Origin of the sequence: Dongia rigui, from assembly GCF_034044635.1 — a bacterium.
Taxonomy (GTDB): Bacteria; Pseudomonadota; Alphaproteobacteria; order Dongiales; family Dongiaceae; genus Dongia; species Dongia rigui.
Window position 1 is genome coordinate 2,087,713 of sequence record NZ_JAXCLX010000001.1, and the last position, 17,729, is coordinate 2,105,441.

Annotated in this window: 16 protein-coding genes; 11 read left to right on the forward strand and 5 right to left on the reverse strand. The window is 62.2% G+C overall.

Translation table 11 applies throughout. The annotated features are described in order from the left end of the window. Nucleotides 1–11 precede the first annotated feature (11 nt). From SMD31_RS09735 to SMD31_RS09745, 3 genes are all read right to left on the reverse strand, one after another. On the reverse strand, nucleotides 12–1,574 hold the full coding sequence (locus SMD31_RS09735) for a formate dehydrogenase beta subunit (RefSeq protein WP_320500622.1): 1,563 nt from the start codon (nucleotides 1,572–1,574) through the stop codon (nucleotides 12–14). Beyond that, entirely contained in the window at nucleotides 1,574–2,053 is a 480-nt protein-coding gene (locus SMD31_RS09740) for a formate dehydrogenase subunit gamma (protein WP_320500623.1), read from the reverse strand. The genes SMD31_RS09735 and SMD31_RS09740 overlap by 1 nt, the downstream gene beginning before the upstream one ends. Before the next feature lie 179 nt (nucleotides 2,054–2,232). Next, entirely contained in the window at nucleotides 2,233–2,760 is a 528-nt protein-coding gene (locus tag SMD31_RS09745; protein ID WP_320500624.1) for a GNAT family N-acetyltransferase, read from the reverse strand. 88 nt (nucleotides 2,761–2,848) lie between these two features. On the opposite strand from SMD31_RS09745, the gene SMD31_RS09750 reads away from it, so the two are divergent. From SMD31_RS09750 to SMD31_RS09785, 8 genes are all read left to right on the forward strand, one after another. Beyond that, nucleotides 2,849–3,631, forward strand: a complete 783-nt coding sequence (locus SMD31_RS09750) for a carbon-nitrogen hydrolase family protein (protein ID WP_320500625.1) — start codon at nucleotides 2,849–2,851, stop codon at nucleotides 3,629–3,631. A gap of 99 nt (nucleotides 3,632–3,730) precedes the next feature. Beyond that, complete coding sequence (locus SMD31_RS09755) at nucleotides 3,731–4,729, forward strand: phosphotransferase enzyme family protein (RefSeq protein WP_320500626.1); 999 nt, start codon at nucleotides 3,731–3,733, stop codon at nucleotides 4,727–4,729. 175 nt (nucleotides 4,730–4,904) lie between these two features. Next, the gene (locus SMD31_RS09760; RefSeq protein ID WP_320500627.1) at nucleotides 4,905–5,795 is read left to right on the forward strand and encodes a proline iminopeptidase-family hydrolase; all 891 of its coding nucleotides are present in this window, start codon (nucleotides 4,905–4,907) and stop codon (nucleotides 5,793–5,795) included. 13 nt (nucleotides 5,796–5,808) lie between these two features. Next, nucleotides 5,809–6,753 (forward strand): ABC transporter permease, encoded by a 945-nt coding sequence (locus SMD31_RS09765; RefSeq protein ID WP_320500628.1) that lies wholly within the window; start codon nucleotides 5,809–5,811, stop codon nucleotides 6,751–6,753. Between the two features lie 11 nt (nucleotides 6,754–6,764). Beyond that, nucleotides 6,765–7,616 (forward strand): ABC transporter permease, encoded by an 852-nt coding sequence (locus tag SMD31_RS09770; RefSeq protein WP_320500629.1) that lies wholly within the window; start codon nucleotides 6,765–6,767, stop codon nucleotides 7,614–7,616. Further along, entirely contained in the window at nucleotides 7,613–8,587 is a 975-nt protein-coding gene (locus SMD31_RS09775) for an ABC transporter ATP-binding protein (RefSeq protein ID WP_320500630.1), read from the forward strand. The genes SMD31_RS09770 and SMD31_RS09775 overlap by 4 nt, the downstream gene beginning before the upstream one ends. After that, nucleotides 8,584–9,579, forward strand: coding sequence for an ABC transporter ATP-binding protein (locus SMD31_RS09780; RefSeq protein ID WP_320500631.1), 996 nt, complete (start codon nucleotides 8,584–8,586; stop codon nucleotides 9,577–9,579). The genes SMD31_RS09775 and SMD31_RS09780 overlap by 4 nt, the downstream gene beginning before the upstream one ends. Next, nucleotides 9,572–11,089, forward strand: coding sequence for an ABC transporter substrate-binding protein (locus tag SMD31_RS09785; protein WP_320500632.1), 1,518 nt, complete (start codon nucleotides 9,572–9,574; stop codon nucleotides 11,087–11,089). The genes SMD31_RS09780 and SMD31_RS09785 overlap by 8 nt, the downstream gene beginning before the upstream one ends. A gap of 53 nt (nucleotides 11,090–11,142) precedes the next feature. Here SMD31_RS09785 and SMD31_RS09790 read toward each other — a convergent pair whose 3' ends face one another. Next, complete coding sequence (locus SMD31_RS09790) at nucleotides 11,143–13,269, reverse strand: methyl-accepting chemotaxis protein (protein WP_320500633.1); 2,127 nt, start codon at nucleotides 13,267–13,269, stop codon at nucleotides 11,143–11,145. 259 nt (nucleotides 13,270–13,528) lie between these two features. Between SMD31_RS09790 and SMD31_RS09795 the strand changes: the two genes are divergently transcribed. Further along, nucleotides 13,529–14,362 (forward strand): pirin family protein, encoded by an 834-nt coding sequence (locus SMD31_RS09795; RefSeq protein ID WP_320500634.1) that lies wholly within the window; start codon nucleotides 13,529–13,531, stop codon nucleotides 14,360–14,362. A gap of 137 nt (nucleotides 14,363–14,499) precedes the next feature. Beyond that, the gene (locus SMD31_RS09800) at nucleotides 14,500–16,065 is read left to right on the forward strand and encodes a trimethylamine methyltransferase family protein (protein ID WP_320500635.1); all 1,566 of its coding nucleotides are present in this window, start codon (nucleotides 14,500–14,502) and stop codon (nucleotides 16,063–16,065) included. Here the strand turns inward: SMD31_RS09800 and SMD31_RS09805 are convergent. Continuing rightward, nucleotides 16,062–16,850 carry a hypothetical protein gene (locus SMD31_RS09805; protein ID WP_320500637.1) on the reverse strand — a complete coding sequence of 263 codons (789 nt, stop codon included), beginning with the start codon at nucleotides 16,848–16,850 and terminating at the stop codon, nucleotides 16,062–16,064. The two genes, SMD31_RS09800 and SMD31_RS09805, sit on opposite strands and share 4 nt — an antisense overlap. On the opposite strand from SMD31_RS09805, the gene SMD31_RS09810 reads away from it, so the two are divergent. Further along, nucleotides 16,849–17,652, forward strand: coding sequence for a M55 family metallopeptidase (locus SMD31_RS09810; RefSeq protein ID WP_320500639.1), 804 nt, complete (start codon nucleotides 16,849–16,851; stop codon nucleotides 17,650–17,652). The two genes, SMD31_RS09805 and SMD31_RS09810, sit on opposite strands and share 2 nt — an antisense overlap. Nucleotides 17,653–17,729 lie beyond the last annotated feature (77 nt).

Genomic DNA, 17,729 nt, shown 5'->3' on the forward strand with positions numbered 1-17,729 from the left:
TGGGTTCCTCGTCACTCAGCCGCGGCGCGGTGGCCGGCGGGCCGGTTGAAATCTTCCGGGAAATGGCGGACGGCGCTTTGCACTGGGAAGGGTGTGAGGCCCCCCAGCGCGCAGAGCGAGCCATCCAGCATGGTGTCGCAAAGGTCGGCCAGCAGCTCCATGTTCTTCTGCCGGTTCTCGTCATTGCGGATGCGGTCGATGACTTCTACGCCGCGGGTCGAGCCGATGCGGCAGGGCGTGCATTTGCCGCAGGATTCGATGGCGCAGAATTCCATCGCGAAGCGGGCCTGCAGCGCCATGTCGACGCTATCGTCGAAGACGACGATGCCGCCATGACCCAGCATGCCCTTGGCGGCCGCCATGGCTTCGTAATCCAAGGGCGTGTCGAGGAGGCTGGTCGGGAAATAGGCACCCAGGGGGCCACCCACCTGCACGGCGCGGATCGGCTTGCCCGATGCAGTGCCGCCGCCGAAATCCTCGATCACCTGGCGCAGCGTGATGCCGAAGGCTTTCTCGATGAGGCCGCCATGTTTCACATTGCCGGCGAGCTGCAGCGGCATTGTGCCGCGCGAGCGGCCCATGCCGAAATCCTTGTAGAAGGCGGGACCCTTGTCGAGGATGGTCGGCACTGCCACGAAGGACAGCACGTTGTTGATGACGGTCGGTTGGCCAAAGAGGCCCTTGATGGCGGGCAGCGGCGGCTTGGCGCGTACCATGCCGCGCTTGCCTTCGAGACTCTCCAGCAGCGACGTCTCTTCGCCGCAGATATAGGCACCGGCGCCGAGACGCAGTTCCAGATCGAAGGCCTTGCCCGAGCCCGCGACATCGGGGCCGAGATAGCCTTTGCGGTTGGCGGCGACGATCGCCTTTTCCATCTGCGCATAGGCCACCGGGTATTCGCTGCGGATATAGACGAAGCCCTTGGTGGCACCCACGGCGAGACCGGCGATGGTCATGCCTTCGATCAGCAGGAATGGATCGCCTTCCATGATCATGCGGTCGGCAAAGGTGCCGCTGTCGCCTTCATCGGCATTGCAGACAATGTATTTCTGCTGCGCTTCAAGGCCCAGCACGGTCTTCCACTTGATGCCGGTCGGGAAACCGGCGCCACCGCGGCCGCGCAGGCCCGATTCCGTTACCGCCGTGACGATTGCCTCGCCGCTCATATGCGCCGCCGCCTTGAGGCCGCGATAGCCGTCATGGGCGATATAGTCTTCGATGTCGGTTGGATCGGTGATGCCGCAGCGCGCGAAAGTGAGGCGCTCCTGGTGCTTGAGATACGGCACTTCTTCCGGTCGGCCGATGCAGAGCTTATGTGTGCGGCCGCCGTTGAGGAAATCCGCCTCGAACAGCGAGGCGACGTCTTCCGGTGCCACCGGGCCATAGGCGATGCGGCCTTCCGGTGTCACCACTTCGATCATCGGTTCCAGCCACAGCATGCCGCGGCTGCCATTGCGGATGAATTTGATCTCGATCTTGCGCACCAGGGCCTCGACCTCGATCGCGCGCAGGACCTCATCGGCGCCGCAGGCAACGGCCGCGGAATCGCAAGGGATGTAAATGGTCGTCGCCATCAGCGCAGCTCCCCGGCAATCTTGTCGAACTTGGCGGGCGTCACGCGGCCATGCAGCTTGCCGTCGACCATCATCGATGGCGCGCAGGCGCACAGCCCTAAGCAATAGACGGCCTCGAAGGTGATGCGCTTATCCGCCGTGGTTTCGCCCAGTTCGACGCGGAGATGCTTCTTGATATGCTCTTCCAGATCGCGCCCGGCCATCGACTGGCAGGCTTCGGCGCGGCAGACCTTCACCACATGGCGGCCGGCCGGCGCTTTCCGGAAGTCGTGGTAGAAGGTGAGGACGCCATGCACTTCGGCGCGGGAGAGGTTGAGTTCGTCGGCGATCACGGGGACGACGGTGGCATCGACATAGCCGAATGCGTCGTTGAGGGCGTGCAGAATGGGCATCAATGCGCCATCCAGCGATTTCTTCTCCTGAACGATGCTGAGGGCGGCTTTCGCATCCCAGGACCTAGCGGCGGCTAATCCCGACATTCAATTTTCCTTCCGGTGACCGGCGTCTCTCTTGGGGCCCAGAATTAGGGCCTTGGTGCCGGTCTTGGTGTCCTCAAAGCGACATCCACTCAGTAATCCACAACCCGCGTGGTGGATTCAAATCCGCCGCGGTTATGATCTAATAAAAGAAATTTATCAAAATCGATAAAGAACGGCTATCAAAGAGCGTTCTGGGGCTCGCCGGCCGCCAGGGCCGTGAAGGGCGGCGGGTAAATTATCTTTCCTTTTCTACCACTTAATGCGCCAGGGATCAATTCCAGGGCCATCAAATAGGGTCCGGCAAAGGGGCTTTCGAAACCTTGTGCCAGCGTCGCCGAAAAGCCGAAGCGGCTGTAATAACTGGGATGGCCCAGGACGATGACCGCCTGCCAGTCATGTTGCACTGCAGCGACAAGCCCGGCCCGGGTGAGAGCCGTCCCGATCCCGCGGTTCTGATGCGGGGGCAACACGGCGAGTGGCGCCAGGGCCAAACCCATGACCGTGTCATCATCAACGTCGATCACCAGCGGGCTGAACAGGATATGACCGACGATGGTGCCGTTCTCACGCGCCACCAGCGAAAGGACCGCCAAATCACTGTGGGTGAGGTCGGCCACCAGCCTGCCTTCATGCGGCGTGCCGAAAGCAGCGTCATGGAGCTTGGAAATGGGCGCCAGGTCGGCCGCTGTTGCAGCTTTGATATCCATCTATGAGATATAAGCGTCTCGCTGCTGACGCCAAGCTTAAGATAGCGTCGCACCGCTCAATTCTCTCGTGAAGAAAGTCGGCCCTTCTATGCGTCTCGCCTTGTTGCAGAACGATTCCGTGCCGCTCGATACCGATTGGCAATTCACCGCTTTGGCCGAGGTGGCACAGCATCTCTCCGGCGCCGCCGATCTGCTGGTGACGCCGGAACTGTTCATGGCCGGCTACCGCATCCCGGTGGATGACATGCGCCGCTTGGCCCAACCCGCCGATGGCCCCTTCGCGCAGAAAGTGGCGCGGCTCGCGCGTGAAACGCAAGTTGCCATCCTCTATGGCTTTGCCGAAAGGGATGGCACGCGCATCTATAATTCGGTGCAGGCTTTCGATGGCACGGGCCAGAAACTGGCACTCTATCGCAAACTGCATCTACCCTCCGATGTTGAGCGCGAGATATTTTCGACCGGCGACCGGCTTGTGACGTTCGACCTCGGCGGATTCAGGATCGCACCACTCATCTGCTACGACGTCGAGTTTCCCGAAACCGTGCGCGCCTGTGCGCAAGCGGGCGCCGACGTCGTCGTGGCACCCACCGCCTTGCGCCAGCACTGGTCGCAGATCGCCGAGATGATGATCCCCATCCGTGCCCTGGAAAACGGCCTCTTCCTCGCTTATGCCAACCAGGCAGGGACCGAGGCGGATTGGGACTATGCCGGCCTCTCCTGCATCATCGCCCCGGATGGCCGGCCCCTGGCCCGCGCCGGTGACCAGCCCGCCCTAATCCTCGCCGAACTCGACAAAGCGGAAATTACCGCCGCGCGCTCCAAACTCACCTATCTCCACGACGCGCGCTTCACCGTGACGGGACCTGTGTGACATTTGCGGCGCGCGTGGCCATTTCGTGCCGCTCTCTTGCAAGTGAACCCGGCACCCCTCTAAGAGACTGCCTCGACGACGCATCATTTGAACAGACCCATGACCCACCCGCTTACTTCCGCCCAGCTCACCCCAATCATCAACGAACTCGCCGCAGCCGCGCTCCCACGCTGGCATCTGGGCGGCGCCAAGGTGACCCTGGTCAATCATTCGGAAAACTGGACCTATCGCGTCGAGCCGCAGGACGCGCTGCGACCGGTGATCCTGCGCGTGCACCGGGCGGGCTATCATTCCCTGAACGGTATCCGCAGCGAGCTGGCCTGGATGCGCGCCCTGCAAGCGGAGGCCGGCGTCAAGACACCGCAGGCGATCCCGGGCCGCGACGGGGCCGACATCCAGACGGTGTCGCATCCGGCGCTGGAGAGCCCCCGCCATTGCGTGCTGTTTGAATTCATCGACGGCATCGAACCGCCGCAGGACGATCTGGTGGCACCCTTCCGGCAGCTGGGCGAGGTGGCGGCGCGCTGCCATACCCATGCCGAGACCTGGCAGCGGCCGGCCTATTTCGATCGCCTCGCCTGGGATTTCGAGCATGCGGTGGGTGCGACACCCAATTGGGGCGACTGGCGGCAAGGTCCGGCCTGCACCCGTGAACGCGCGGCGGTCATTCAGCGCGCGGTCGATCTGTTGCAAAAGCGCCTTGCCGCGTTTGGCCAGGGGCGTGACCGCTATGGCTATATCCATGCCGATTTCCGCCTTGCCAACCTGCTGCTGCACGAAGGCGACGTGCGCGTCATCGATTTCGACGACAGCGGGCTTGGCTGGTTTCTCTATGACGCCGCAACGGCGGTGAGTTTTTTTGAGACCCGCGCCGATGTGCCGGAGTTGATCGAGGCCTGGAAGGACGGCTATCGCCGCCGCCGCGCACTCTCAAGCGCTGAAGAGACGGAGATCGACAGCTTCATCCTGCTGCGGCGCCTGACGCTCTTTGCCTGGATGGGTTCGCATAACGAAACCGAGCTGGCGCAGACCGAGGGGCCTGGCTATGCGCAAGGAAGCGCCGAGCTTGCGGAGCGATATCTGACCCGCTTCGGGTGAGGGTTCTGTCAAGCCAGCCACCTCACCCGTCAAGCGTCTGCACCCCACGCAGCCTAGGCTTGCGCGCATTGGGCTTGATCTCGCATCTGCGAAAGCCCTAGCATCGCGCGCTGTACAGACGCCAAACAAGAGCGTCTGACGCGACAGGCAGGCAGAGACTGAGGGGGCTGGGTTGATGTGGCGCGAGATTCCCGCCGACGAGCGGCATGAGATCAAGGTCGACGGGCACAAGGTCGTTGCCTATTCCTTCGGCAAGGGGCCGCAAACAGTGCTCCTCCTCAATGGCGGGCCGGGCCTCCCCTGCGATTACCTGCGCGAGGCGCATTCCTGCCTGATCGATCAAGGTTACCGGGTCGTGGCCTTCGATCAGCTGGGGACGGGCGCTTCCGACCGCCCGACCGACAAGGCGCTGTGGAACATCACGCGCTATGTGGCCGAAGTGGAAACCGTGCGCACAGCGCTCAATCTGGGCAAAGTGCATCTTTTGGGCCATTCCTGGGGCGGGTGGCTCGCCATCGAATATGCGGTGACGCATCCGCAAAACTTGCAGACGCTGATCCTCGAAGACACCAATGCGGATATGCCGCACCTCATTTCCGAGCTGATGCGCCTGCGTGATGCGCTGGGTTCCGAGACAGTCGCCATGATGCAGCGGCATGAGGCGCAAGGGACGCTCGACCACCCGGAATACCAGGCGGCCGTCACCATTCTCAATTACCGGCATGTCTGCCGCCTTTCGGAATGGCCGGCGCCGGTGAAGCGTTCGCTCGACGATTGGAACATGGGACCCTACGGCACCATGCAGGGGCCGAATGAGTTTCTCTATACCGGCAACCTCAAGGATTGGAACCGGGTCCCGGATCTCCATAAGATCCCTTGCCCGGTCCTCATCACCACCGGCCAGCATGACGAGCTCACCCCGGCCTGTTCGCTGCGCATGAAGCTGCATCTCAATGACGCCGAGCTGCATGTCTTCCCCAACAGCAGCCATATGCCGTTCTATGAAGAGCCCCACGCCTATTACCCGGTGCTCAACAGCTTCTTGAAACGCCATAGCGGTAGATGAAGCCGGCCGGCAAATGAACCTCTATCGCTATCGCTTCATCCTCGCCCGGCCGCTGCAATTGCTGCCGGTGCTCATCGGCATCAGCGTCATCACCTTCGTGCTTGTCCGCCTCATTCCCGGCGATCCGGCGCGCGTGCTGCTCGGCGCCAAATCAACGCCCGAGGCCATCGCCCGCATCCGCGCCCAGTTCGGCTTGGATGAGCCAATCTGGCTGCAATATGCCTACTTCCTCAAGAACCTGGCGCTGGGCGACATGGGGAAGTCGATTCTCTACAAGATGCCGGTCCTGCAATTGATCGGTGAACGTCTGGCGCCGACCGCGCTGCTGATTTCAGGCAGCGTCCTGCTGGCGCTGGCGTTGGCTGTGCCGCTGGCCTCGATCGCTGCCACCAGGCGCGGCCGTTTTGCCGATCATGCCATCCGTCTCTTTTCAACGGCTGGCCTCGGCTTCCCGCCCTTCTGGCTCGCCATCATGCTGATCATCGTCTTCAGCGTGAAATTCGATCTCTTTCCCGTGGCGGGCTATGGCGACAGCTGGGGCGACCGGCTGCATCATCTGGCGCTGCCCTGCTTCACGGTCGCCTTGGCGCTTTCTGCCGTCATCACGCGCAATCTGCGCGCCAGCATGATCGCCGAGCTGGCCTCCGACCATGCCACGGCGGCACGGGCGCGCGGCCTGTCCGAGCGGCGCGTCTTCTGGCGGCATGTGCTGCCCAATGCCGTCATCCCGGCCATCAACCTGCTCGCTGTCAATATCGGCTGGCTCATCGGCGGCACGGTGGTGATCGAAAGCGTGTTCTCGATTCCAGGCCTCGGACAATTGCTGGTGCGCGGCATCTTCACGCGCGATTACATGGTGGTGCAATCGGTCGCCATGGCCTTTGCCTGCGCCACCGTCGTCGTCAATTTTCTTGCCGACGTGCTCACGGTCGCCATCGATCCCCGGGTGGAATTATGAGAGGGGGTGGAATGGCGAGCACCACCGTGGCACTTGGCGCCGGTTGGCGCCTTCGCTTCGGCAGACACCCTTTGCCCCTGCTGCTCGGTGCCGCCATCATCGGCTGCATCGCCTTGCTGGCAATCCTGGCGCCGGTCGTCGCACCCTTCGACCCGATCGCCCAGAATCTCGAGGTGAAGCTGCAGCCACCGAGCGTCGCTCATCTCTTCGGCACCGATAATTTCGGGCGCGATATCCTGTCGCGCATCATCTGGGGTGCGCGCATCGATCTGCAGATGGGGATCATCGGCGTGTTCTTCCCCTTCCTCATCGGCACGACGATCGGTGCCATTGCCGGTTACGCGGGCCGCGCTGCCGATGCCGTGGCGATGCGCGTCGTCGATATCGTCCTGGCCTTTCCGTTCCTGGTCTTGATGCTGGCGATCATCGCCATCCTGAAACCGGGTCTTTCCAGCTTCTATATCGCCATGGCGCTGGTCGGCTGGGTGTCCTATGCGCGCCTCATCCGCGCCCAGGTGCTGGTGGCGAAATCGGCCGATTATGTGACGGCGGCCAAGAGCCTCGGCTACAGCCATCCGCGCATCCTCTTTCGCCATATCCTGCCCAACGTGCTAACCAATTCGATCGTTTTTTCGATGTCCGACGTCGTGCTGGTGGTGCTGAACGGCGCCGCGATCTCGTATCTGGGGCTGGGTGTGCAGCCGCCGACCGCCGAATGGGGCATAATGATCGCGGAAGGACAGAACTTCATCACCACCGCCTGGTGGATCACCGCGTTCCCGGGCCTTGCGATTGTCGTGATGGCCTTGGGGTTCAGCCTGCTGGCGGATGGCTTGGGCGAAAAGCTGGGGGTGCGGGAATGAGCCCGCTTCTCGCCGTCAAAAACCTCGCCGTCCGCGCCGACATGCATGGCCGCGGCTTTCATCTGGTCGAAGATGTCACCTTCTCTCTCGAGAAGGGCGAGATCTTAGGGCTCGTCGGTGAAAGCGGGTCGGGGAAGTCGGTGACCTGCCGCGCCCTTTTGCGTTTGTTGCCGGGCGCCAATCTTGCCATCACCGCGGGCGAGATCCTGTTCGAGGGCCGCGATTTTGCGAAGATGTCGGATGCCGAGATCCGCAACGAACGCGGCGCCTCGGTCGGCATGATCTTCCAGAACCCGGCGAGCCATCTCGATCCTGTCATGAGCATCGGCGACCAGGTGGCGGAATCGATCGTTCTGCATCGGAATGTCTCCAAGGCCGAGGCCTGGAGCCAGACGATCGATCTGTTGCGCCAGGTCGGCATTCCGGACCCCGAACGCCGCGCGCGCAATTTTGCTCATGAATTTTCCGGCGGCATGAAGCAGCGCGCCATGATTGCTGCGGCCCTTGCCTGCGATCCGCAGCTGCTCATCGCCGACGAACCGACCACGGCGCTCGACGTGACCGTTCAGGCACAGATCCTGCGCCTCCTCATCGATCTGCGCGACAGGCGCGGGCTTTCCATCATCCTGGTGACGCATGATCTGGGCGTCGTCGCACAGGCCTGCGATTCCATCGCCGTCATGTATGGCGGGCGCATCGTCGAGCGCGGGCCCAAGCGCGACGTGCTGAAGGCGCCCTTTCATCCTTATACGGCGCGTCTCATCGCCTGCCAGCCGGCGCATGGTGCGGGCCACGGCCTGATGCCCAGCATTCCGGGCCAGCCGCCCACGGCCGGGGACATGCCGCCAGGCTGCCGCTTCCACCCGCGCTGCGACCTGGCGCAGGCAAGCTGCCGGGAACTCATCCCGCACCTCAAGGAGCGTGTCGTCGGCCACCTGGCCGCCTGCCCCGTGACGGAGCTGAGCTCATGAGCGACGCGCTGCTCCGGGTCGAAGATGTCGCCGTCCATTTCCAGGCCGGCAAGGGCCGGCTCGTCCGCGCCGTCAACGGCGTCACCTTTGCCCTCAAGCCAGGTGAGACTTTGGGGCTGGTCGGTGAAAGCGGCTGCGGCAAGTCGACACTTGGTCGCGCCATTCTGAAACTGGGTCCGCTCACCGACGGCCGCGTCTTCTTCGATGGCATTGATGTCGGCGCTGGCGATGCAGCCGGTGTGGCACAGTTGCGGCGCGAAACGGCGATGATCTTTCAGGATCCCTACAACGCGCTCAACCCGCGCCTTTCCATCGGCAGTGCGATCGAAGAAGTGCTGCGGGTGCACAAGAAAGTACCGCCGGAGCGGATCAAGGAACGTGTTGCGGAACTGATGCAGCTTGTTGGCCTGTCGCTGGCGCTGGCAGACCGGCGCCCGCGTGCCTTGAGCGGCGGGCAATGCCAACGCGCCGGCATAGCGCGGGCGCTTGCCATTGAGCCGAAGCTGATCATTGCCGATGAATGCGTGGCGGCCCTCGACGTCTCTATCCAGGCGCAGATCATCAATCTGCTCATCGAGCTCAAAGGACGCATGAACCTCGCCCTCATCTTCATCGCCCATGATCTGGGTGTGGTGCGGCGCCTGTGTGACCGCGTCGCCGTCATGTATCTGGGTCGCATTGTCGAGGAAGGGGCGACCGAGGATGTGTTCGGCGCCCCCAAGCACCCCTATACGCGGGCACTGATGCGGGCAATCCCCGAGATCGATCCGGATCGCGGCCTGCCGGCCGACCCGTTGGGCGGCGAGCCGCCGAGCCCGCTCGATATTCCTGAGGGCTGCGCCTTTCATCCGCGCTGCCCGGACGTGATGCCGGCCTGTCGCCAGAACCCGGCGCCGGCGACGCATATCGTCGGCCAATGCGAGGTCGCCTGTCATCTTTATCAGAACGAGAACACCAACGACCAACAAACCAGGGAGAGGATCCATGCTTAGAAAGAAATGGTTGGGTATCGGCGTTGCCAGCGTACTGGCCCTGCTGACCATCGGCACCAGTGTCGCCGAAGCCGACGGCGTGCTGACCATCGGCCGGCGCGAAGACGGCACCACCTTCGATCCGGTGAAGACCACGCAGAACACCGATTTCTGGGTGTTCTCGAATGTCTTCGACGTGCTGGTGCGCGTCGACAAGACCGGCACCAAATTGGAGCCAGGCCTTGCCGAAAGCTGGGAGGTTTCGTCCGACGGCCTCGTCTATACCTTCAAGATCCGCAACACGACCTTTTCCGACGGTTCGCCGCTGACGGCCAAGGATGCGGCCTTTACCTTGACCCGCATCCGCGACAATCCCGCCTCGCTCTGGTCGGATACCTACAAGGTGATCAAGACGGCGGAAGCCAAGGACGATCGCACCTTGGTCGTGACGCTGAATCAGCCGGCCGCACCGTTCCTGGCCTCGCTCGCCATGCCGGGCGCCTCGGTCCTTTCTGAAGCCTATGTGACCAAGATCGGCGAGGACGCGGTCCTCGACCACCCGCTGGGCTCCGGCGCCTTCGAACTGGTCGAATGGAAGCGCGGTGAGAAGGTCGTCCTCAAGAAGAATCCCAATTTCTGGGAAAAGGACCGCGTGCATCTTGATGGCGTCGAATGGATCTCGGTTCCCGACGACAATACCCGCATGCTCAAGGTGCAGGCAGGCGAGTTGGATGCAGCGATCTTCGTGCCTTTCTCGCGCATCGCCGAATTGCAGAAGGATGCCAATCTCGAGGTTCATCTCGATCCCTCGACGCGTGAGGACCATCTCCTCATCAACCAGCGCAATGCGCCCCTCGACAAAATCCCGGTCCGCCAGGCGCTCGACATGGCGATCGACAAGCAGGCCATCGTCGACACCGCGACCTTCGGCTTCGGCGAGGTGGCCAATTCCTACGTGCCCAAGGGCGCCCTCTATCACAACGACAAGAACCTGCTCCGTCCCTATGACCCGGAAGGCGCCAAGAAATTGTTGGCCGATGCCGGCGCCAGCGATCTGACGCTCAACTACATCGTCGATGCGGGTGATGAAGTGGCGGAACAGACCGCGATCCTCATTCAGCAGCAGCTGGCCAAGGCTGGCGTCACCGTCAATATCACCAAGGTCGATCCCAGCTCGTCCTGGCAGATGGAAGTGGATGGCGAATACGACATCGCCACCAATTACTGGACCAATGACGTGATCGACCCCGACCAGAAGACCACCTTTGTCCTGGGCCATGACACCAACAACAACTACATGACCCATTACAAGAACGACAAGGTCAAGGAACTGGTGGCGGCCGCCCGCGTCGAGATGGACCCGAAAAAGCGCGAGGCCATGTATATCGAGATCCAGACCATCGCCAAGGAAGAGGTGCATTGGATCGATCTCTATTACAGCCCCTATCGCAACGTCACGCGCAAGAACATCAGCGGTTTCTATCAAAACCCGCTCGGCCGCTTCTTCCTGGAAGACACGGTCAAGAACTAAGCGACGCTCGTGAAGTGGCAGCGGCCGGGCAATGTCTTGCCCGGCCGTTTTTGTTAAAGCGTCCTTACGATATGCAGGAAGCTTTCCACTTCCTGGCGCAGGACGGCACCATTCTTGGCGAGCTCTGCGGCGGCGGTCAGGACCTGACCGGAAGCCAGACTGGTTTCGCGCGAGGCTTCGGTGACGCCGCCGATATTGGCGGATACTTCGCTGGTGCCGTCGGCGGCCTGCTGCACGTTTCTTGAAATTTCCTGTGTTGCGGCACCTTGTTCCTCAACCGCCGAGGCAATGGTCGTCGAGATCTCGCTCACCCGGTTGATCACCAGGGTTATGCCTTGAATGGCTTCGGCCGAGCTTTCGCTGGATTGCTGGATCGCGCGCACCTGGCCGCCGATCTCGTCCGTGGCCCTTGCTGTCTGCATGGCCAGGTTCTTCACTTCCGAGGCCACCACGGCGAAGCCCTTCCCGGCCTCGCCCGCGCGCGCCGCTTCGATGGTGGCGTTCAAGGCCAAGAGATTCGTCTGGCTGGCGATGGCGTTGATGAGCGTCACAACATCACCGATCTTCTCAGCGGCGGCTGAAAGAGTCCGGACTCTGTCATTGGTTGTCTCGGCCTGCGCCACGGCTTCGTTGACGACGCGGTTGGATTCGATCACCTGGTTGCTGATCTCGGAAATCGAGGCCGACAGCTCCTCTGTGGCGGAAGCAACCGTCTGTACGTTCTGGGTCATCTCTTCGGCGGCGGCAGCGACGACATTGGCTTGCTGGGCCGTTTCCTCCGCCGTCGACGCCATGGATTGCGCGGTGGATTGCAGTTCTGTGGCGGCAGCGCTGACCCCCTCGACCACGGCGCCGATGGCCTTGTCGAAATGGGCGACGGCCGCTTCCATGCGTTTGCCGCGTTCGATCTGGCGTTGCTGTTCGGCTGCCTGCTGTTCGGACAAGGCGCGTCCTTCGATCAGTTTTCCGCGGAACTGCTCGGTCGCCTGCGCCATGTCACCGAGCTCGTCCTTGCGCGTCGTTGCTGGCACCGTCACGCTGTAATTGCCGTCGGCCATCTCGCCCATGATGCGCGTGAGGGCCGCGAGCGGGCCGGTAATGGCGCGGGCACCGAAGAAACCAATGGCGACCGCGACCAACAGCGCCACAAATCCCACCATCAGGATGATGTTGCGCGTATGGGTAACGGGCGCGAAGATCTCTGCTGCGTCCACTTCGCCGATGATGACCCAACTCGTACCTTCGAAAGTGATCGGTTTATAGGCCGACAGCACGGGGACGCCGCGATAGTCATCGACGACGCCAATTCCTGTTTCGCCCTTGAGGCCCGCCTCGACACTGGACGTCTTTACGTCCTGATTTAGGATCGAGCTGGGATCGCCGGGCTTGAGGAAGCGGGAATCGCTGCGCATCTTCAAATCGGCACCGACGATGTAAGTCTCGCCGCTGACGCCCATCCCTTCGGCGCGCTGCATGACCGCGTTGATACGGCCCACCGGCATCTGGAAGATGAGCGTGCCGATGAGGTCCGTGCCGCGCATGATGGGCGTGCCGATAAAGCTTGCCGGCACGCCTTTGCTGGGGGCGTAGGCGGCAAAATCGGAGAAAGCAACAGCGACCGATCCCTTGCCATCCTGGATCTTCTGCCACACGCGGGCGAGATCGCTGTCCTTCCATTCGCCATCGGCAAGGTTGGTGCCGTAATCGGGCTCCTTGGTATAGGAGTAGACGACATTGCCGTTGATATCGACCAGGAACAAGTCGTAATAGCCGCGCGTTTCAGCCAGCGCCTTGTACCAGGGATGAAACCGCGCATGGGCGGCGCTGTAGGCCGAGCCGTCCTGCGCCGCCATGAGATCCATGAGCTTGGCCGGATTTGGGTTGGTATCGACATAGAGCTTGCGGGCTTCGCCCGGCGGCAGTTCAGCGTAAGCCTTGGAGAACGCATCCATGGCAAGGCGCGTATCGTCGGTGAGTGCAAAGAGCTTGAGGTCTTCGGCAATAGTGCCGAGGTAGCTCTCCAGCGCCGCGGCGCGAGCGTCGACCAGCGCCGTGAGCTTGCCTTCAGCCGATTCCTTCAAGGCGGCCTGCGCAAAGAAGACGGCGATCAAGCCAAGCGCCATCAAGGCGACAGCGATGAGGGCCGTCACCGCTGCTGGCATTTTCGCGGCTAGCTTCATGATCCACTCCCTGGGGACAGACGCGTCAGAACCGCGTTATGGTTGCCAACCTACCGAGGGAAAGTTAAAAATTGTGGAAGGGTGAATAGGTATAAATATTTGATAAATAGGCATTATTTCCATATCACCAGCGCCTTGGGCTGGCACCATTGTGTCGCCTTGATGAACAATAAGATCGCAAATGCACCTATTGTTCGTGCCTCCTGCGATCTCTAACTTCACCCGTACTCACTTTCCGACATCACCGAGCGAGCTTTCCATGACCCAGCGGCAGACGCAGCGCATCATCACCGGCACCGAAGCCTCGGACGGCGACGGTGTCAAAATGAAGCGCCTCTTTCCGGTGCAGGGCATCGTTCAGGTCGACCCCTTCCTGCTGTTCGATGAATTCGGCTCGGATGATCCCGGCGCCTATATCGGCGGCTTTCCCGACCATCCGCATCGCGGCTTCGAAACCGTCACCTATATGCTGGCCGGGCGCATGCGCCATTTCGACAGCCGCGGCAATAGCGGCCTGCTGACGGCCGGTGGCGCGCAGTGGATGACGGCGGGGCGCGGCCTAATTCATTCCGAAATGCCGGAACAGAGCGACGGACTGATGCGCGGCTTTCAGATCTGGATCAACCTGCCGGCTGCCGAAAAGATGGTGCCGCCGCGCTATCAGGACTACGCGCCGGAGGAAATCGCCGAAGCCACGCTGGAAAGTGGCGTGACACTGAAGGTCGTGGCGGGGACGGCGAGCGGCATCACCGGTCCCGTCAACGGCGTCTCGCGCCAGCCGCTGCTGGTCGATGCAACGATCCCGGCGGGTGTCACCTGGCGCCAAGGTGTCGATGCCGGTGCGACGGTCCTCGCTCACGTCTTCGAAGGCTCGGCCGAGATCGGCAGCAAGTCGCTGGGACAGACGCAGATGGCGGTGATGGGTCCGGGCGACGAGATCGAGGTGACGGCGGGCAAAGATGGCACGCGCGTGCTGGTCCTGGCCGCCCAGCCGATCGGCGAGCCGGTGGTGCGCTACGGCCCCTTCGTCATGAATACCCGCGCCGAGATCGAAGAGGCCTTTGCCGATTATCAGGCCGGCCGCCTCGCCTGACCGAGACCGCGATTGGGAAACCCGCCCAATGAGCAAAGCGCATTGCGCTAGCGCATAATTGCGGCACAGCCGTTCTGTTCAGGCCGCCCCTCGGTGGATAAGCTTCCCTCAGAAAAATAAGGGGGGACGGCGCCAAGATGGCTGAGGATCATGAAAGTCATGCGCGGGTGCGCGTGCGGCGGCGCGGCGACGATCACGCGCGGCGGCCGCGCGACAGCGGCTTGGCGCAGGGGAATTTTCCGGCCATTCTGAAACGCAGCCTGAAGCCGGTCGAACCGTTGAACCCGGAACAGCTCGACGCGGTGCATCGCGCCTCGATCACGATCCTCGAAGACATCGGCATCGAGTTCATGGGCGCCAAGGCGCGCGCCGCCTTTGCCAAGGCCGGGGCCAAGGTGGATGACGGGACCGGCATTGTCCGCATTCCCGAAGCATTGATCAGCGAGGCCTTGAAGACGGCGCCGCGCTCCTTCGCGCTGACACCGCGCAACCCGGCGCGGCGTATCGAGCTTGGCGGCGATGCGCTGGCCTTCAGCCTGGTCGCCGGTCCGCCGACGGTCGAGGACCGCGTCAACGGTCGCCGCCCCGGCAATCTCGAAGACTACCGGCGCCTCATCCAGCTGGCGCAAAGCTTCGACATCATCCATCTCATCGGCAATCAGCCGACGGCACCGCAAGAATTGCCGGCGCAGAGCCGCCATCTCGATTGCTATCTTGCCAACGTCACCTATTCCGACAAGGTCTATCACTGCACGGCGATTGGCGCGGAGCGCGCTCTCGACGGCATCGACATGGCGGCGATCGCGCGCGGGCTGACGCGGGAGGACCTCGTCACCGATCCATCCTGCATCACCATCATCTCGGTCAATTCCCCGCGTCGCTTTGATGAAGCGATGAGCGATGGGTTGATGGCGATGGCCGAGTGGGGCCAGGCGAGTGTCATTACGCCCTTTACCCTGATGGGTGCGATGGCACCGGTCAGCCTCGCCGCCGCCCTTGCCCAGCAGAATGCCGAGGCCTTGGCGGGCATTACCCTCACCCAGCTGACGCGGCCCGGGGCGCCGGTCGTCTATGGCGCCTTCACCTCGAATGTCGATTTACGTTCCGGCGCACCGGCCTTCGGTACGGCGGAGAATGCGCGGGCGACCTTGATCGGCGGGCAATTGGCGCGGCGCTATAACCTGCCCTACCGCGCCAGCAATGCCAGCGCCAGCAATGCGGTCGATGCCCAGGCGGCCTATGAATCGGAAATGTCGCTGTGGTCGTCGGTGCTGGGCGGCGCCAATCTCGTCTATCACGGCGCCGGCTGGATGGAAGGTGGCCTGACCGCCTCCTTCGAAAAGATCGTGCTCGATGTCGAGATGCTGCATCTGATGGCGGGCCTGGTGCAGCCCTTCGACATTTCCGACGCCGAGCTCGGCCTCGATGCGCAGCGCGAAGTGGCACCCGGCGGGCATTTCTTCGGCGCCCAGCACACGCTGGCGCGCTATCAGACGGCGTTCCACAAGCCGCTCATTGCCGATTGGCGCTCCTATCCCAATTGGGCAGCCGACGGCGGCCATGATGCAACCGCGCGTGCCACCGCCATCTGGCAGCAGGCCCTCAACGCCTATGTAGCGCCACAGCTCGATCCCGGCATCAAGGAAGCGCTCGATGCCTTTGTCATGAAGCGCAAGGAAGAGCGTCGCACGGCCCAGGATTAGAAATTGGGACGAGAGTCGTGGTCCGAATGAAGTTTCTCGTAGCGCCGGATATAGTGGGTCTGCTCGACTGCGTTGGCAATGAATAGAGTTAACAAGAGGCCGGTGGTGATCGGCGAAAGAAGCATGCGGATTGGATCGTCGGTGGCTGCGAACAATATTCCAGCGCCGTTAGTGCTACCCCTCGGATTAACGCCAAATACCAACATATATGTCATAGCTACTGCGGCAATGCCGGAGATGGCTCGATGTCGTTCAATAAAACCGATGCTGCGGCTTGGCACCCATTCCAGCCTTTCACTTGGCCGCCAAGACCACGTCGCCGCGTAGAAGATCAGGGCTGCTATCACCGATATGGTGGTCGACGTAAGGATGCGCGCATATCGCAATGCGCCTTCGATCCCAAAGACTTCAACGATTTTGGGCAGGTGATTGTGGAGGTTTGGTATCCACTGACCTATCCACAAAAGTGCCTTCTCGTTTGTCACCGCCCATGGCAACCGATGCTCAATAGCTGGTCCGAGAATGACTAGATCAAACGCCCAATAGCCAAGTGCAAGGAGAACAAAGATGCCGATGGTACGATTTAGAGGTTTCCGCAGCGACCCGAACATTTCGTTGCAACCCACCTTTACTCGTTTGGGCCGGAATTCTAGCTCTTGATCACGTTGGTGCAAACCGTGAATGCTGGATGAGCAGATTTGCATTCCGACCCTTGAACTGGCATCAATCAGGCCCTCGCATAGCCATATCCGTCTCACGGATTGCCACAAGGGTTCGTAGGTCATGAAGGTTTTCATCAGCAGCGATATCGAAGGGACGGCCGGCATCACCCATTGGGATGAAGCCGAGAAGAAGCATCCGGCCTATCCCGAATTCCGCCAGCTGATGACCGGCGAAGTGCTGGCGGCGATCGACGGCGCCATCGCGGCGGGGGCCACCGAGATCCTGCTGAAAGACGCCCATGATTCCGGGCGCAACATCATCACCGAAAATCTGCCGGATTGCGTCCGGATCATTCGCGGTTGGAGCGGCCACCCGTTGAGCATGATCCAGGGCGTCGAGGCTGGCTTCGATGCCGTGGTCTTTACCGGCTATCACAGCCGCGCCGGTGCGGAAGGGAACCCGCTGGCGCACACCACCAATCTGCGCATCGCGGAACTGCGCCTCAACGGCGTGCCGGCATCGGAGTTCCATGTCTATGCGACGGCTGCCGCCTATTACAAGGTGCCGTCGGTGTTCGTCTCCGGCGATGCCGGCATCTGTGCCGATGCCGCGCGCCTCAACCCCGGCATGGTGACGGTGCCGGTGCTTGAAGGCATCGGCCGCTCGACCGTCTCCATTGCGCCGGCTTTGGCGCGCGCGCGCATCAGGGACGGTGTCGCCCAGGCGTTGAAGCTCGACCGGACGAAATTGCTGCCGCCGGTGGCCGATGTGACCGTGTTGGAGGTGGTTTTCAATAACCCGACGGATGCCTATCGCGCCTCCTGGTATCCGGGCGCCCAGCATATCGGCAATCGCACGGTCCAGTTTGCAGCGCGGGATTATTTTGAGATCATGCGCGCGCAGAAGTTCATCTTAGGCATCTGAGCGGCACCGGTCGGCCGCCGGCTTGCCGCCTCAGACGGCGGAAGAAGGCTGTACCGCCACCGCTGGCTTCGGTTATC

Bases quoted from the DNA above. Each gene is read 5' to 3' on its own strand.
- SMD31_RS09785 (WP_320500632.1), top strand. From the start codon at position 9,572: ATGCTTAGAAAGAAATGGTTGGGTATCGGCGTTGCCAGCGTACTGGCC.
- SMD31_RS09765 (WP_320500628.1), top strand. From the start codon at position 5,809: ATGAACCTCTATCGCTATCGCTTCATCCTCGCCCGGCCGCTGCAATTG.
- SMD31_RS09780 (WP_320500631.1), top strand. From the start codon at position 8,584: ATGAGCGACGCGCTGCTCCGGGTCGAAGATGTCGCCGTCCATTTCCAG.
- SMD31_RS09795 (WP_320500634.1), top strand. From the start codon at position 13,529: ATGACCCAGCGGCAGACGCAGCGCATCATCACCGGCACCGAAGCCTCG.
- SMD31_RS09805 (WP_320500637.1), bottom strand. From the start codon at position 16,850: ATGACCTACGAACCCTTGTGGCAATCCGTGAGACGGATATGGCTATGC.
- SMD31_RS09750 (WP_320500625.1), top strand. From the start codon at position 2,849: ATGCGTCTCGCCTTGTTGCAGAACGATTCCGTGCCGCTCGATACCGAT.
- SMD31_RS09810 (WP_320500639.1), top strand. From the start codon at position 16,849: ATGAAGGTTTTCATCAGCAGCGATATCGAAGGGACGGCCGGCATCACC.
- SMD31_RS09775 (WP_320500630.1), top strand. From the start codon at position 7,613: ATGAGCCCGCTTCTCGCCGTCAAAAACCTCGCCGTCCGCGCCGACATG.
- SMD31_RS09790 (WP_320500633.1), bottom strand. From the start codon at position 13,269: ATGAAGCTAGCCGCGAAAATGCCAGCAGCGGTGACGGCCCTCATCGCT.
- SMD31_RS09740 (WP_320500623.1), bottom strand. From the start codon at position 2,053: ATGTCGGGATTAGCCGCCGCTAGGTCCTGGGATGCGAAAGCCGCCCTC.
- SMD31_RS09735 (WP_320500622.1), bottom strand. From the start codon at position 1,574: ATGGCGACGACCATTTACATCCCTTGCGATTCCGCGGCCGTTGCCTGC.
- SMD31_RS09760 (WP_320500627.1), top strand. From the start codon at position 4,905: ATGTGGCGCGAGATTCCCGCCGACGAGCGGCATGAGATCAAGGTCGAC.
- SMD31_RS09800 (WP_320500635.1), top strand. From the start codon at position 14,500: ATGGCTGAGGATCATGAAAGTCATGCGCGGGTGCGCGTGCGGCGGCGC.
- SMD31_RS09745 (WP_320500624.1), bottom strand. From the start codon at position 2,760: ATGGATATCAAAGCTGCAACAGCGGCCGACCTGGCGCCCATTTCCAAG.
- SMD31_RS09755 (WP_320500626.1), top strand. From the start codon at position 3,731: ATGACCCACCCGCTTACTTCCGCCCAGCTCACCCCAATCATCAACGAA.
- SMD31_RS09770 (WP_320500629.1), top strand. From the start codon at position 6,765: ATGGCGAGCACCACCGTGGCACTTGGCGCCGGTTGGCGCCTTCGCTTC.